This is a genomic window from Stenotrophomonas sp. 22692 (assembly GCF_052045015.1).
Taxonomy (GTDB): domain Bacteria; phylum Pseudomonadota; class Gammaproteobacteria; order Xanthomonadales; family Xanthomonadaceae; genus Stenotrophomonas; species Stenotrophomonas geniculata.
This window is the reverse complement of the sequence record NZ_JBQEMR010000002.1, coordinates 78,699-92,961: the sequence shown is the minus strand read 5'-3', so window position 1 is coordinate 92,961 and position 14,263 is coordinate 78,699. Positions and strand designations below refer to the sequence as shown.

Below are 14,263 nucleotides of genomic sequence, written 5' to 3'. Positions count from 1 at the left end.
ATGAAGAAGATCGTGGTGAGTCTGATGGCGTGCGTCGTTCTTGCCGGCTGTGCAACCCGTCAGATCAGCTCCGAACAGGCGCAACCGGTGCCTGCCGAGCGGGTTTTCGCCTTCAATGGGATAGGTGACAGTGCTTCCGGACAGGTAATCGTTACGCGCGACGTTGGCGCGGTTGGTGGGGCGTGCCCGCTTGCACTGTATATCGACGGCACCCTGGCAGCCCATCTGCAGCGGGGAGAGTCTGTCTCGCTGTCTGTTCCCTCCGGGAATCGCATTGTCAGCGCAAGTTTCGCGGGCAAAGGGCTCTGTTCGTGGGGGGATGAATCGGCGCATAGGCGCGAGATTTCCCAAATGGTCACGGCGGGTGGCAGGACCAAGATCCGTCTCGCGTTGGCCCATGATGGCGTGATTCAGATCGGTCCGACCGCGTTCTAGGCGCGCTCCACGCAAGGCGAGCAGGTCCATCAACGGAACGCCCCAGCCCTTGCGCGGGCTTTCTGTTTCTGCCCAAGGGAAGGGGGCGGTCTGCAACGTCACCGATGGGAACACACCTTCATTTACGTCCAGCGATCACCGCGTCCCGCGCCAGCCACCACGCGAGCTGCCGGAGATAACCACCTGCTGCTCCCGCCGATGCGGCGATCAGCAGGCGTGCGAGCACTCTGGTTCCGCACGTGGCCCGCTCCCGCACCCAAGGCAGGACCGCCACCACCTGCGCAGCCAGCAGCAGCATCAGCACGTCCAGCCCCAGCGCATCCACGACCGGCAACAACGGCAGCAGATCCGGATTGCAGGCCAGCACGATCACCAGCGCGGCACCCAGCACGGCCATCAGGCGGCGCCCGGCGGGCAGGGTGGTCCAGTGCAGCAATCGGTTGATCAGGCGCATGGCATTCCTTGTCTCATATGCGGGAATCCTCATCAGGCCCGATCGGCCGCACCGGCTGTCGCAGCACGGTTTTCAACCGCGCTGCGTCGGTCCTGCGCGGGTCGCTCAGGTAGATCTCATGATGGGGGCCGGCAAAGGTGTATCCCAGTGCGGGCATCACTTCGTCATGCATCTGCGCCAGGGTGGGGCCTTCGTCGTCGTAGGCGCCCACGTGCAAGGTCTGCAGGCTTGGGCCCTCGGCAAGGATCTGATGGCGAAGGCTGGGTGGAGCCTCTCCCAGCTTCGTGCGCGCCTTGCTGATCGCGGCCTGCCACTGTGCAGGGTCGATGCCCTCGGGCGTGCGGATCATCACCGTCCAGACCCACTCATCCTTCCGCCGCGCGACGAAGCTGGCCGGGTCCTCGGCGCTCCACAGTGCTTCCAGCGGTGGCACCACGTAGTCCTGGCCCGTGGCCTTCAGTGCGAACTTCAGTGCATAGCTCACCGAATACAGCCACTGCACGGCCTGCAGGTAGGCGGGGGCCGTGTTCGGGTCGCCGCGACCATCGACCATCACGTAGGGCAGGGGCGGCACATCGACCCGTACGAACTTGCCGGCGGGCGGTTGATACAGCGCCCGGTCGCGCTTCTTGAAGTCGATCTTGTCCATGGGCTTCCTCCAGCGCCGAGCATCCCATGCATTACCTTCGCAGGCATGCCTGAACATGTTCAGGCGACTTTGCCGAACACGGGCGGAGCAGCCGCCATCGCCCGATGCTAGGATGCCGCCCCCGGGTGTTCTGCCCGCCGCGCCTGCGCGGTGCGACAACGTGTCGCAGCCAGAAACGGGCCTTTCCTGCGCTCGATCATTGTCAATGCCTTTCTTAAATGGTGGGTGACGGCCTAAAATTGAAAGGCTGACTCGACCCCACCTCCCTACCTGTCTTCCGGACCGGTGGGACCGGCTTTGGCCGGAACAGGCAGGACGGGGAACGGCATTCCCTCGCAATTGGATCGACCGATGATTCCGTTGAAAACCCTTGGGCGCTGGTTGCGCCCGGGCCTGCTGCTGTCGTTGCTGGTGATGCTCACCGGCTGCGATGCCGTGGCCATCCTCAGTCCGAAGGGCCAGATCGGCCAGGATGAGAAGACCCTGCTGATCACGGCTACCGTGCTCATGCTGCTGGTCGTCATCCCGGTCATCATCATGACCCTGACCTTCGCGTGGAAGTATCGCGCCTCCAACACCAAGGCCCGTTACGAGCCGAAGTGGTCCCACTCGACGGCGATCGAGGTGGTGGTGTGGTCCATTCCCTGCATGATCGTGCTGGTACTGGCGGTCCTGACCTGGCGCTCGTCGCACGCACTGGACCCGTACAAGCCGCTGGAATCGGACGTCAAGCCGGTCACCATCGAGGCGATCTCGCTGGACTGGAAGTGGCTGTTCATCTATCCGGAAGAGAAGGTGGCGGTCGTCAACGAAATCAAGTTCCCGGTCAACACGCCGCTGAACTTCAAGATCACGTCCGATTCGGTGATGAATGCCTTCTTCATCCCGCACCTGGGCAGCATGATCTACTCGATGGCTGCGATGGAGACCAAGCTCCATCTGATCGCCAACGAGACCGGTGAATTCCCGGGCATGTCCTCGCACTACAGCGGCGCGGGCTTCGCCAAGATGCACTTCACCGCCTACTCGGTCACCGATGCCGAATACCGCCAGTGGCTGGACCAGGTCCGTGCCGGCGAGCAGACCCTGGACAAGGCCTCGTTCAAGGCGCTGGGTGAAGCACGCAACGCCGAGTGGTACCCGGTCACCTACTTCGGCAAGACCGAAGAAGGCCTGTTCGACTGGGTCATCGCCAAGCACATGGGCGACAACAAGCACTACGGCATGAAGCACTCGCACGCTGGTGCCGCCGCTGCCGATGCCGCCAGCCATGAAGCGCACGAGGGCCATGCCCCCAGTGACGCACATGATTCCAAGGAATCGGGTGAAAACCTGGATGCCAACGAACACGAACACGCGGGCCATGCCGGCCACGCGGGTTCGGGAGAATGAACATGTTGGGAAAACTCTCTCTTGAGTCGATCCCCCACGATCCAATCGTGCTGACCACCCTGGTCGGCGCGGTGCTGGGTGGCCTGGGCGTCATGGCCCTGATCACCAAGTTCAAGCTGTGGGGCTATCTGTGGAAGGAGTGGTTCACCTCGGTGGATCACAAGAAGATCGGCGTGATGTACCTCATCGTCGCCTTCGTCATGCTGCTGCGCGGTTTCTCCGACGCCATCATGATGCGTACCCAGCAGGCGCTCGCCGTCGGCGGGTCCGAGGGTTACCTGCCGCCGCACCACTACGACCAGATCTTCACCGCCCACGGCGTGATCATGATCTTCTTCGTGGCGATGCCGCTGATCACCGGCCTGATGAACCTGGCCGTGCCGCTGCAGATCGGTGCGCGCGACGTCGCGTTCCCGTTCGTCAATTCGCTCAGCTTCTGGCTGTTCGTGTCGGGCGCTGTGCTGATCATGCTGTCGCTGTGGATCGGTGAGTTCGCTGCCACCGGCTGGCTGGCGTTCCCGCCGTTGTCGGGCATCGAATACAGTCCAAGCGTCGGCATGGACTACTACATCTGGGGTCTACAGGTCGCAGGCCTGGGTACCACGCTGAGCGGTATCAACTTCTTCATCACCATCCTGAAGATGCGTACCCCCAGCATGAAGCTGATGCAGATGCCGGTGTTCACCTGGACCGCCTTGGTGACCAACGTGCTGATCGTGGCTGCCTTCCCGGTGCTGACCATCACCCTGGTGCTGCTGACCCTGGACCGCTACCTGGGTACGCACTTCTTCACCAATGATGGTGGCGGCAACGCCATGCTGTACATCAACCTGATCTGGATCTGGGGTCACCCGGAGGTGTACATCCTGGTCCTGCCGGCGTTCGGTGTGTTCTCCGAAGTCATCGCGACCTTCTCGCGCAAGGCGCTGTTCGGCTACAAGGGCATGGTCTACGCCACCGCCTGCATCGGCGTGCTGTCGTTCATCGTGTGGCTGCACCACTTCTTCACCATGGGCTCGGGTGCCAACGTCAATGCCTTCTTCGGCATCACGACGATGATCATCTCGATCCCGACCGGCGTGAAGATCTTCAACTGGCTGTTCACCATGTTCCGCGGCCGTGTGCACTTCACCACTCCGGTGCTGTGGACCATCGGCTTCATGGTCACCTTCGTCATCGGCGGCATGACCGGCGTGATGCTGGCGATCCCGGCCATCGACTTCGTGCTGCACAACAGCCTGTTCCTGATTGCCCACTTCCACAACGTCATCATCGGCGGCGTGGTGTTCGGCATGTTCGCCGGCATCACCTACTGGTGGCCGAAGATGTTCGGCTTCCGCCTGAACGAGTTCTGGGGCAAGTGCGCGTTCTGGTGCTGGTTCATCGGCTTCTACGTGACCTTCATGCCGATGTACGTGCTGGGCTTCATGGGCATGACCCGTCGCCTGCAGAGCACGGTCAACCCGGCCTACGAGCCGCTGCTGCTGATCGCCGCCGCAGGTGCCTTCATCGTTGGCGCCGGCATCCTGTGCCAGATCATCCAGGTGGCCGTGTCGATCCGCGACCGCAAGAAGACCGTCGACCTGACCGGCGACCCGTGGGATGCCCGTACGCTGGAGTGGGAAACCTCTTCGCCGCCGGCCTTCTACAACTTCGGCACGCTGCCGGAAGTCACCGAGCTGGACGATTTCTGGGAGCGCAAGCAGCGTGGTGAAGCCTGGCCGAAGCCGGCCAAGTACACCGACATCCACATGCCGCGCAACACCGGCACGGGCGTTGTCATCGGTGCCTTCAGCCTGGTGTTCGGCTTCGCGATGATCTGGCACATCTGGTGGCTGGCCATCGTCGGCTTCGTCGGCATGATCGCCACGTTCATCTACCGCACCTTCGACCAGGACGTGGACTACTGGGTCCCGGCCGCCGAGGTGGAACGCATCGAGAACGAACACCGCAAGCACCTGGAAGCCCAGGGCCTGGTGAAGTCGGAGCTGAAGGCATGAGCACCAATACCTCGACCCTGAGCCACGGGCACGCCGCGCACGCGGCGGCCCATGGCCATGACGACCACGAGCACCACGACACCGGCGGCAACACCGTCTTCGGTTTCTGGGTGTACCTGATGAGCGACTGCCTCATCTTCGCCTCGCTGTTCGCCACCTATGTGGTGCTGGCAGGCGGTACCGATGGTGGCCCGACCGCGAAGGACCTGTTCGAACTGCCGTTCGTTGCATGGGAAACCGCGCTGCTGCTGACCTCCTCGCTGACCTTCGGCCTGGGCATGATCGCCATGCACCGCAAGCAGATGGGTCAGATGTACCTGTGGCTGGGCATCACCTGGCTGCTGGGCTTCGGCTTCATGTGCATGGAAGTGTGGGAGTTCCAGCACCTGATCCACCAGGGCTACGGTCCGGACCGCAGTGCCTTCCTGTCGGCGTTCTTTGCCCTGGTCGGTACCCACGGCCTGCACGTCAGCGCCGGCCTGCTGTGGCTGCTGGTAATGTTCGTGCAGCTGAAGAAGTACGGCCTGACCCCGACCAACAAGACCCGCATGGCGTGCCTGAGCCTGTTCTGGCACTTCCTGGACCTGATCTGGATCGGCGTGTTCTCCGTCGTCTACCTCAATGGAGCCCTGTAATGGCACATGACAACCATGCACACGACCACGGCACCGGCGGCGAAAGCCATGGCACCGTGAAGTCGTACCTGATCGGCTTCGTGCTGGCGGTGGTGCTGACCGTCATCCCGTTCTGGATGGTGATGTCGGGTGATTTCTCGCGCACCGTCAACGGTGTGGTGATCGCGATCACCGCGGTGCTGCAGATGCTGGTCCACCTGGTGTTCTTCCTGCACCTGGACCGCTCTTCGGAAAGCCGCTGGAACGTCAACGCTGCGGCCTTCACCGTGGTGGTGATCGGCATCATCGTGGTCGGCACCCTGTGGGTCATGCACAACATGAACGTGCACATGATGCACTGACGTCTTCGCGACGTTGTCACGCAGAAAGGCCGCCCTCGGGCGGCCTTTCTGTTTGCCGTGGGAGGGGCGGCGAGGAACATCCACGCACGGCGTGGATCTACTGATGAGGTGGGTGCGGAGCTTGCTCCGCACATCGGCTCAGCCCACCCGGCGCAGAAATTCCTCGGCGTCCATCGGTCGGCCCAGGTGGTAGCCCTGCAACTGGTCGCAGCCCAGTTCGCTCAGGTACTCGCGCTGCGCCTGCGTCTCCACGCCTTCGGCCACCACCTGCAGCTGCAGGGTGCGTCCCAGCGCGATGATCGAGGAGACGATGGCGGCATCCTCTTCATTGCATTCCAGGTCATGCACGAACGCGCGGTCGATCTTCAGTTCGGTGGCCGGCATGCGTTTCAGGTACAGCAGGCTGGAATAGCCCGTGCCGAAGTCGTCGATGGCAATGTGCACGCCCATCGCGGTCAGGTCGTTGAGGATCGCCAGGCTGGCGTCGACGTCCTTCATCGCCGTGGTCTCGGTGATCTCCAGGGTCAGCCGCGCCGGCTCGATGCGGTGCCGTTCGAGCACCTCGCGCACGCTGTCCAGAAGGGCCGGGGAGGAGAACTGCAAGGGCGACAGGTTCACTGCCATCGACCATTCGGCATGTCCGGCATCGTGCCACGCACGCAACTGCGCACAGGCGCGGTCCAGCACCCAGTCGCCGATCGGCAGGATCAGGCCGCTGCGTTCGGCAATGGGGATGAACACGTCCGGCGCCAGCAGGCCCAGCTCCGGATGCTGCCAGCGCAGCAGCGCCTCGGCGCCGGTGGCTGGCGCGCCCGCGGCCGGGAACTTGGGCTGGTAATGCAGGATCAGTTCATTGCGCATCACGGCCTTGCGCAGGTCCTGCAGCAGGCGCAGCTGACGGTTGGCGCTGAGCTGCATCGATGGGGTGAAGAACGTATAGCCGTTCCGCCCGGTTTCCTTGGTGTGGTACATCGCAGCGTCGGCGTGTGCCATCAGCTCGCGCTCGTTGCCGGCGTCATCCGGGTACAGGGCGATGCCCAGGCTGGCGCTGACCTGCAGCTCGGCTGCATCCAGCAGGAACGGTTCGCCAGCCGCCGCGATGATCCGCTCGGCCACCACCACCGCATCGTCGGGAATGTCGATGGCCAGCACGATCACGAACTCGTCGCCGCCGAGGCGGGCGAAGGTGTCCTGCGGACGCAGCAGGCCGCCGATACGCTGCGCCACCGCCACCAGCAGGCGGTCGCCCAGCTGGTGCCCGTAGGCATCGTTGACCGCCTTGAAGCCGTCCAGGTCGCAGAACATCACCGCCACCGCATGGTTGCGGCGCCGCGCCTTCTCGATGGCCTGCTCGATGCGGTCCTGCAGCAGCATGCGGTTGGGCAGCTGGGTCAACGGGTCGTGCAGGGCGGCCTGGATCAGCTTGTTGTTGGCATGCGCCAGCGAATCGGCCAGCAACCCGGTGCGCACGCGCATCTGCCGGTCGAACAGCGAGGCGACCAAGGCGATACCCAGGGTGGCCACGGTGGTGACGATCACCAGTACCGCCAGCCAACGCGTGTCGATGCCACCGCTGCCGACCGCGCCGCAGATGCTGCCCTCCGGGAAGCGCGCCGCGGCCATGCCGGTGTAGTGCATGCCGACGATGGCCAGGCCCATCACCAGCGAGGCCAGTGCGCGCAGGCGCATGGTGTTGCGCTGCTCGGCACGCAGGCGGAATGCGATCCACAGCGCAGCACCGGCGGCGCCGATGGCCACCGCAATGGAGGCGGCGAACCAGCCCGGGTGATAGTCGATGCCCGGCTGCATACGCATCGCGGCCATGCCGAGGTAGTGCATGGTGGCGATGCCCAGCCCCATCAGTACGGCGCCGGCCAGCAGCCGGCGCCAGGGCAGGCTGGGCCGTGACACCAGCCACAGTGCGTAGGCCGAAGCGCCGATCGAGACCGCCAGCGAATACAGGGTGATGCCGAGGTCGTAGCCGACCGGGATCGGCAGGTCGAAGGCCAGCATGCCGATGAAATGCATCGACCAGATACCCAGGCCCATCGCCGCTGCACCGCCGGCCAGCCACCAGCGGGCCACGCGGCCCTCGGCCGTGGCCAGGCGGCCGGCCATGTCCAGCGCTGTGTACGAAGCAAGAATGGCCACCAGCAGGGAGATGGCGACCAGGCTCTGACTGTAACTGCCAGTCATGTTGAATCCAGAGGGGGAGGGAGGGGCGCCCGCAAGGCGCACGCCCGCGACCCCTATCGGCGCGGGTGGGCAGGACTTGAGCGGTCGCAGCACCTGCGACCCGGCTCGGCTATCCTGCCACGCCTGCTCCCGTTGCTGGAAATCATCCAATGGCAAAAGCCCGCATCGCCTACGTCTGCAATGAATGCGGCGCCGAATTCAGCAAGTGGCAGGGCCAGTGCACCGAGTGCAACGCCTGGAACTCGCTGTCGGAAATCGTGCTGGAGAGCGCGGCGGCGGCCAAGGCGCCAACGTCGCGCCGGGCCGGCTGGGCGGGCAAGATCGACCCGCCGAAGATCACCGCGCTGAAGGACGTGGAGCAGACCGAGCACCGCCGGGTCAGCACCGGCATCGGCGAGTTCGACCGCGTGCTCGGCGGCGGTCTGGTCGAAGGCGCGGTGGTGCTGGTCGGTGGCGACCCCGGCATCGGCAAGTCGACCCTGCTGCTGCAGGCGGTGGCGAAGATGGCTGCCGAGCTGCCGGTGCTGTACGTCACCGGCGAGGAGTCGCTGGCGCAGGTGGCTGGCCGCGCGCATCGCCTGGAGCTGCCGCTGGATGGCGTCAATGCGCTGGCCGAGACCGGCGTCGAGTCGATCCTGCAGCATGCGTCCAGGGCCGGCCCGCGGCTGATTGTGGCCGACTCCGTGCAGACCCTGTGGACCGAGAGCCTGACCGCCGCGCCGGGCTCGGTCAGCCAGGTACGCGAGAGTGCTGCGCGGCTGGTGCGCTTTGCCAAGGAGACCGGCACCGCCGTGTTCCTGGTCGGTCACGTGACCAAGGAGGGCGGCATCGCCGGCCCGCGCGTGCTCGAACACATGGTCGATGCGGTGCTGTATTTCGAAGGCGAGAGCGGCAGCCGCTTCCGCCTGCTGCGCGCCTTCAAGAACCGCTTCGGTGCAGTCAACGAGCTGGGCGTGTTCGCGATGGGCGACAAGGGCCTGAAGGAGGTCTCCAACCCATCGGCGATCTTCCTGTCCGGTGGCAGCACCCATCAACCGGGCAGTTGCGTGATGGTCACCCGCGAGGGCACCCGGCCGCTGCTGGTCGAGGTGCAGGCGCTGGTTGATGCGTCGCCGCTGTCGAACCCGCGCCGTGTCGCGGTTGGCCTGGAGCAGAACCGGCTGGCCATGCTGCTGGCGGTGCTGCATCGCCACGGCGGTGTGCTGGTCGGCGATCAGGATGTGTTCGTCAATGTGGTCGGTGGCATTCGCGTGCAGGAGACCGCGGCCGACCTGCCGGTGCTGCTGGCGGTGCTGTCCTCGCTGCAGGATCGGCCGCTGGCGGAGAAGACCATTGCCTTCGGCGAAGTCGGCCTGTCCGGCGAGATCCGGCCGGTGCCCAATGGCGAAGACCGCCTGCGTGAGGCGGCCACCCATGGCTTCAAGCGCGCCATCGTGCCCAAGGCCAATGCGCCGAAGGGCGGTTCGGTGAAAGGCATGGAAGTGATCGCGGTGGAGCGCCTGTCCGAGGCCATCGACGCGGCGTGATGCCAGCACTGTAGAGCCGAGCCCACGCCCGGCTGCTTTCTGTAGCGTCGAGCCATGGTCGACGGGTGGTCGAACAGCAGCCGAGCATGGCTCGACGCTACAAAGAGCGAACAGCAGCCGAGCATCGGCTCGGCTCTACACATGTCCAATGCAGCAACGGTCAGCTTCCCTGTGCTAGTTTTTCCCGCTCGACGAAGACGCCCTCTGGCGTCTTTCCGTGCCCAGGAGTAAACGATTACATGCAGGACACCGCGCTCACCGCCCCCAACGCCGAAATCCGTCGCGCCGGGGTCGATCTCAATGGACTGATGGCGGTGCTGGGCAAGCACCTGTATTCCACCCCGGTGGTGGCGCTGCGTGAGCTGGTGCAGAACGCGCACGATTCGATCATCCGTCGCCGCATCGAACAGCCCGGCATCGAAGTGCCTTCGCGCATTTCGGTGCAGGTCGATGCCGCCGCTGGCGTACTGCGCATCACTGACACCGGTGCCGGCCTGACCCGCCAGGAAATCCACGATTACCTGGCCACCGTCGGCGTCGGCTACACCCGTGGCCTGCGCCAGGGCGGCGAGGACGATGAAGGCCTGATCGGCATGTTCGGCCTCGGTTTCCTGTCGGCCTTCGTGCTGGCGCGCCGGGTCAGCGTGCGTACCACCTCGTACCAGACGCCGGAACTGGGTCACCTGTACGTGTCCAGCAATGCCGAGCAGTACACCGTCAGTGAGGTGCCGGCACGTGCGATCGGTACCGAGGTGGAACTGGAGCTGCATCCGGATTTCCTGCCACTGGCCAACGAAGCGCGCCTGCACGAGGTGCTGGGCCGTTACTGTGCGCTGCTGTCCGAGCCGATCTTCATCGGCGCTGCCGGCGAGGCGCTCAATCCCGAGCCGCCGCCGTGGCGTGGGCAGGGGGATGTTGCTCCGCATCCGGTGCAGGCGCGCCGCCAGGCGCTGCAGTTCGCAGCGCGCTTCGAGCATGATTTCGAGCCGATCGTCACCGTGCCGTTGCGTGCCGATGGCAACAGCGATGCCACCGGCCTGCTGTGGGTGCAGGACGGCGCTACCTACGGCACCAGCGACAACCGCAACCTGTCGGTGTTCGTGCGCGGCATGCTGTTGGATGACGATGCGCGCGACCTGCTGCCGCCCTGGGCTGGGTTCATTGGCGGGGTGATCGAATCCTCGCGGCTGACGCCTACCGCCAGCCGCGAAGATCTGCAGCGCGACGACCAGTACCGCGCCGTGCAGCATGCGCTGCTGGAAGCGCTGATTGATGGCCTGGCCGACGTCGCGCGGCAGCAGCCGGAGGCCTGGCGACGCGTTCTCACGCGCCACAATGAGGCCTTGCTGGGCGCAGCGCTGTGCGATGATCGCCTGTTCGACCTGTTGCTGGAACACGTGCGCGTGCCGACCTCGCAGGGCGACCTGCCGGCCAGTGCGCTGCCCGCACGTGGCGCCGTGCACGTAATCCTCGACAACGGCGGCGGCTTCGAGGAAATGCTGTTCCGCGCGATGGGCGTGCCGGTCGCGCACGGCCATCGCTATGCGGTGGTGCCGTTCCTGCGCCGTTGGGCCCAGGCCAAGGGCCTGCGCTTGGTTGAATTGGGGACCGAACAGGGCAACCGTGCACTGTTCCGCAGCGATGACAGCCTCGACCAGGCGCAGCTGGCATGGCTGCGCGAGCAGCTCGGTGACGGCGAACAGCTGCTGCCGGCACGCTTCAGCCCCGAGTCGCTGCCGGTGGTGGTGGTGCCCGACCGCGAAGCCGAGCTGAAGCAGCGCCTGGAAGACGACGAGAACGACAAGCGCGTTTCGATGGCCGCGCTGCGCCTGGCCCGGCAGTTCACCGCGCGCATCGAATCGCGCGCACCGTCGCGGCTGTACCTCAACCTCGACAACCCGGCCGTGCAGGCGCTGTTGCGCGCCCAGCGCGAGGGGCATCCACAGGCCGAAGCCGCAGCCCGCCTGCTGCGCTCACTGAAGATCATCGTCGCCGCGCAGGGCCGCCCGCTGGTACGCGCGAACCCTACGCCCGGCCCGGATCTCAACGGCGCCTTTACCGATATCGCCGGTGCCCTGCAGCAGATGCTGCGCTGAGCACCGTACCTTCTCATCCAGCCTTCGCTAGACAGGAGCACTTACCCCATGGACATCTGGAACTGGGTCGAAAAACTGCAGGGTGACCTGCGCCAGGCGGGCCAGGCGCAGAACGCGCACCTGCTGAACCGTCTCGCCGACGAGGTGAGCGAACTGCGTGTCGACCGCGTCGACGCGCTGCTGCCTGAAGCGCGTGCGCTGGGCAAGGCGCTGGACAACCCGTGGGTCGACGTCTACGTCGGCCACTGGGCGCTGCGCAATCGCGTCGGCAACCGCGTCGAAGGCGAAAGCGCGCTGGGCGAAGCCGTGGCGCTGTTCGAGCGTGCGCATCGTGAGGACACGATGGAGTGCCCGCAGTCGATCTGCGTGACCCAGGATCTGGCTGCCTGCTACGGCAATATCGATGGCCCGGGCTGGGTTCCCGAACGTGTAGAGGTGTGCGATGAAACGCTTGCACGCATCGATCCAAGCTGGGCCTGCTTCCAGTGCCTGAGCTGCGAAAAGGCCGATGCGCTGCTGGATGATGGCCGCGGCCAGGATGCGCTGGATTACCTGCAGGTGCAGTCGGATGCGATCGAGGCCTGCGGCAAGGAAGTGTTCGACAGCTTCCCGGAAATGCAGATCAAGATCCTGCTGGGCATGGGCCGCGCCGAAGAAGCGCTGTTGCTGATCGAGAAGCGAGAGGCCGAAGTGGCCGCGTCGGGCGAGTACGAGCCGGCCAACTGCACGGTGCCGCGCCGCCTGTCCAAGGCATGGGCGCTGGCCCAGCTGGGCCGCGACGAAGAGGCCGTGCAGCAGCTGGTGCCGTGGAGCGAACTGACGCCTACCTACTGGCGACTGTGGGCGAACACGGCCGCAGCGCTGTGCCGGCGCGATCCTGCACGCAATACCTGGGATCTGGGCACGCGCTTCAACACCATCATCGAACACTTTGCCGAGGTTGGCTCGCACCGCCTGCTGATCGAAGTCGCTGCGCTGAGCCTTGAACTGGCGCTGCAGCGAGGTGCACGCTGGGTGGCGCTGCGCCAGCTGGAACTGGCGCGTACCCATCTGGCGCAGCTGCGCCAGGACCGTGGTGCGGCAGCATTGGTGGCCGACCTGGCCGCGCGTATCGATGCATTGCCTGACGTTGCGCCGCTGCCGGTGCCGGCCAGCGAACTGCTGGCCTGGCTGAACGAGCAGGGGGAGCAGAACCAGTCGCGCGATCCGGAGCGCGAGGCCCAGTGGCTGCTGCAGGCACAGGCGCAGCTGCCCGATGACGAGGCGCTGGCTGAGATGGCTGCCTCGGCATTGAGCGCCTGTGGTGCGCAGGCGGAGGCGCGCGCATTGCTGTGGCGATTCGTGCGCGCACACGATCAGGATGATGGCCCGGCCGCCTACACGCTGATGCGCTGGCTGACCGAGCAGGGCGACGACGAGGGCCTGCGTCAGCTGGCCGGGATCTACCGTGGCAGCGTGCCGGTGTTCGCGCACTGGTGCGAGGTGCAGCGTGCACGTCGCGTGTCCGATTGGCCGGCGCTGGAGCAGGCCGCGCAGGCGCTGCTGGCCGCCTCGCCGGGTTCGCACGGCGCGCGGGGCACGCTGGCGCGCATGTACATGGAAACCGGCCGTTTCAGCGAAGCACAGGCCTGCTATGCGCAGCTGGTGGAGCTGCTGGAGGAACCCAACGCCGCGCACTGGGACCACATGAGTGCGGCCAGCGCGGCACGCGACTGGGATGCGGTGCGCCGCTCGGCGGCGGCGATCGGCATGGAGTTGTCCAGCCAGGATGGCGTGGTCGAGGAGCCGTGGGGCTGGGTGATCATCCGCAGTGAAGAGAATGGCGAGCCGATGGAGTACTACGCCCGTCGCAGTGGCCCGGTGACCGCACGCATCGTCGAGAACGCACCGGCCAACCGTGCCCAGCAGGTCGGCGACTGGGTGGTGTTTGATGCCGCGCTGGTGCACCCGGCACCGGAGGAAGAAGAGGCCCGCGAGCACTTCATTCCGACCTATGCGCAGGTCCATGTGCTGGAACGCGGTGGTTTTGCCCGCAGCTGGCTGGTCGATGGCGCGCACCCGGGCGAAGAAGCCTGGAATGCCCTTGTCGAAGCTGCCGAAGCACAGGGTTGGAAGGTGTGGTCGCACAGCCGCGCGGACTACACCGTCACCGACCCCGACATGGAGGGAGGCACCCTGCCGGGCGTGCTGTTCACCGTTGCGCAGCCGCAGGACCACGCACCGCTGGCGCTGCACCGCTTCCTGCAGCAGGAGACCGCGAAGTGGCCGCACCCACACTGCTGGCTACGGCTGGCCGAAGCCTGCGACCAGGACCGCCAGCCGCATCTGGATGTGATCGAGCGTTACGGGTTGTAAGTAGAGCCGAGCCTGCGCTCGGCTTATGCTGGAACGCAGCCGAGCATGGGCTCGGCTCTACAACAGATCGCCATCACGACCAAAGGGATTGGACATGCGAAAGACAGGGATGTTGATGATTGCCGGCCTGGGGGGGGGGGGGGGGGGGAGGGGGGGGGGAGAACGTAAGGGAAAGGGAGAGGGG

Annotated in this window: 11 protein-coding genes; 8 read left to right on the top strand and 3 right to left on the bottom strand. The window is 65.6% G+C overall.

All coding sequences use genetic code 11. From position 1 onward, the window contains the following. On the top strand, positions 1-435 hold the full coding sequence (locus ACTJJM_RS02715; protein ID WP_100448047.1) for a hypothetical protein: 435 nt from the start codon (positions 1-3) through the stop codon (positions 433-435). Positions 436-553: 118 nt separating this feature from the next. Here the strand turns inward: ACTJJM_RS02715 and ACTJJM_RS02710 are convergent, their stop codons facing one another. Together ACTJJM_RS02710 and ACTJJM_RS02705 are read right to left on the bottom strand one after the other, a co-directional pair. After that, positions 554-889: a hypothetical protein gene (locus tag ACTJJM_RS02710; RefSeq protein WP_043396699.1), complete on the bottom strand. Its 336-nt coding sequence runs from the start codon at positions 887-889 to the stop codon at positions 554-556. Between the two features lie 13 nt (positions 890-902). Continuing rightward, positions 903-1,538 (bottom strand): GyrI-like domain-containing protein, encoded by a 636-nt coding sequence (locus ACTJJM_RS02705; protein ID WP_043396696.1) that lies wholly within the window; start codon positions 1,536-1,538, stop codon positions 903-905. Positions 1,539-1,889: 351 nt separating this feature from the next. On the opposite strand from ACTJJM_RS02705, the gene cyoA reads away from it, so the two are divergent. Genes cyoA through cyoD form a run of 4 tightly spaced genes read left to right on the top strand, consistent with a single transcriptional unit; the run spans position 1,890 to position 5,906 of the window. After that, positions 1,890-2,930, top strand: coding sequence for a ubiquinol oxidase subunit II (gene cyoA / locus ACTJJM_RS02700; RefSeq protein WP_049455618.1), 1,041 nt, complete (start codon positions 1,890-1,892; stop codon positions 2,928-2,930). 2 nt (positions 2,931-2,932) lie between these two features. Beyond that, positions 2,933-4,930, top strand: coding sequence for a cytochrome o ubiquinol oxidase subunit I (gene cyoB / locus ACTJJM_RS02695; RefSeq protein WP_005408582.1), 1,998 nt, complete (start codon positions 2,933-2,935; stop codon positions 4,928-4,930). Beyond that, positions 4,927-5,565: a cytochrome o ubiquinol oxidase subunit III gene (cyoC, locus tag ACTJJM_RS02690; RefSeq protein ID WP_005408583.1), complete on the top strand. Its 639-nt coding sequence runs from the start codon at positions 4,927-4,929 to the stop codon at positions 5,563-5,565. Before cyoB ends, cyoC begins: the two co-directional genes overlap by 4 nt. Then, entirely contained in the window at positions 5,565-5,906 is a 342-nt protein-coding gene (gene cyoD / locus ACTJJM_RS02685) for a cytochrome o ubiquinol oxidase subunit IV (RefSeq protein ID WP_005408584.1), read from the top strand. Before cyoC ends, cyoD begins: the two co-directional genes overlap by 1 nt. A gap of 138 nt (positions 5,907-6,044) precedes the next feature. Here the strand turns inward: cyoD and ACTJJM_RS02680 are convergent, their stop codons facing one another. Continuing rightward, positions 6,045-8,102: a putative bifunctional diguanylate cyclase/phosphodiesterase gene (locus ACTJJM_RS02680; RefSeq protein WP_099560448.1), complete on the bottom strand. Its 2,058-nt coding sequence runs from the start codon at positions 8,100-8,102 to the stop codon at positions 6,045-6,047. Between the two features lie 149 nt (positions 8,103-8,251). Here ACTJJM_RS02680 and radA point away from each other — a divergent pair, with 149 nt between their 5' ends. The 3 genes from radA (at position 8,252) to ACTJJM_RS02665 (ending at position 14,079) form a co-directional block, all read left to right on the top strand. Then, positions 8,252-9,628 carry a DNA repair protein RadA gene (radA, locus tag ACTJJM_RS02675; RefSeq protein WP_049482731.1) on the top strand — a complete coding sequence of 459 codons (1,377 nt, stop codon included), beginning with the start codon at positions 8,252-8,254 and terminating at the stop codon, positions 9,626-9,628. A gap of 239 nt (positions 9,629-9,867) precedes the next feature. Beyond that, positions 9,868-11,724 carry an ATP-binding protein gene (locus ACTJJM_RS02670; RefSeq protein WP_440865121.1) on the top strand — a complete coding sequence of 619 codons (1,857 nt, stop codon included), beginning with the start codon at positions 9,868-9,870 and terminating at the stop codon, positions 11,722-11,724. Positions 11,725-11,772: 48 nt separating this feature from the next. Further along, entirely contained in the window at positions 11,773-14,079 is a 2,307-nt protein-coding gene (locus ACTJJM_RS02665) for a tetratricopeptide repeat protein (RefSeq protein ID WP_440865120.1), read from the top strand. Positions 14,080-14,263: the final 184 nt, after the last annotated feature.

Coding starts and splice junctions, on each gene's coding strand:
- ACTJJM_RS02715 (WP_100448047.1), top strand. CDS start 1: ATGAAGAAGATCGTGGTGAGTCTGATGGCGTGCGTCGTTCTTGCCGGC.
- ACTJJM_RS02710 (WP_043396699.1), bottom strand. CDS start 889: ATGCGCCTGATCAACCGATTGCTGCACTGGACCACCCTGCCCGCCGGG.
- ACTJJM_RS02705 (WP_043396696.1), bottom strand. CDS start 1,538: ATGGACAAGATCGACTTCAAGAAGCGCGACCGGGCGCTGTATCAACCG.
- cyoA (WP_049455618.1), top strand. CDS start 1,890: ATGATTCCGTTGAAAACCCTTGGGCGCTGGTTGCGCCCGGGCCTGCTG.
- cyoB (WP_005408582.1), top strand. CDS start 2,933: ATGTTGGGAAAACTCTCTCTTGAGTCGATCCCCCACGATCCAATCGTG.
- cyoC (WP_005408583.1), top strand. CDS start 4,927: ATGAGCACCAATACCTCGACCCTGAGCCACGGGCACGCCGCGCACGCG.
- cyoD (WP_005408584.1), top strand. CDS start 5,565: ATGGCACATGACAACCATGCACACGACCACGGCACCGGCGGCGAAAGC.
- ACTJJM_RS02680 (WP_099560448.1), bottom strand. CDS start 8,102: ATGACTGGCAGTTACAGTCAGAGCCTGGTCGCCATCTCCCTGCTGGTG.
- radA (WP_049482731.1), top strand. CDS start 8,252: ATGGCAAAAGCCCGCATCGCCTACGTCTGCAATGAATGCGGCGCCGAA.
- ACTJJM_RS02670 (WP_440865121.1), top strand. CDS start 9,868: ATGCAGGACACCGCGCTCACCGCCCCCAACGCCGAAATCCGTCGCGCC.
- ACTJJM_RS02665 (WP_440865120.1), top strand. CDS start 11,773: ATGGACATCTGGAACTGGGTCGAAAAACTGCAGGGTGACCTGCGCCAG.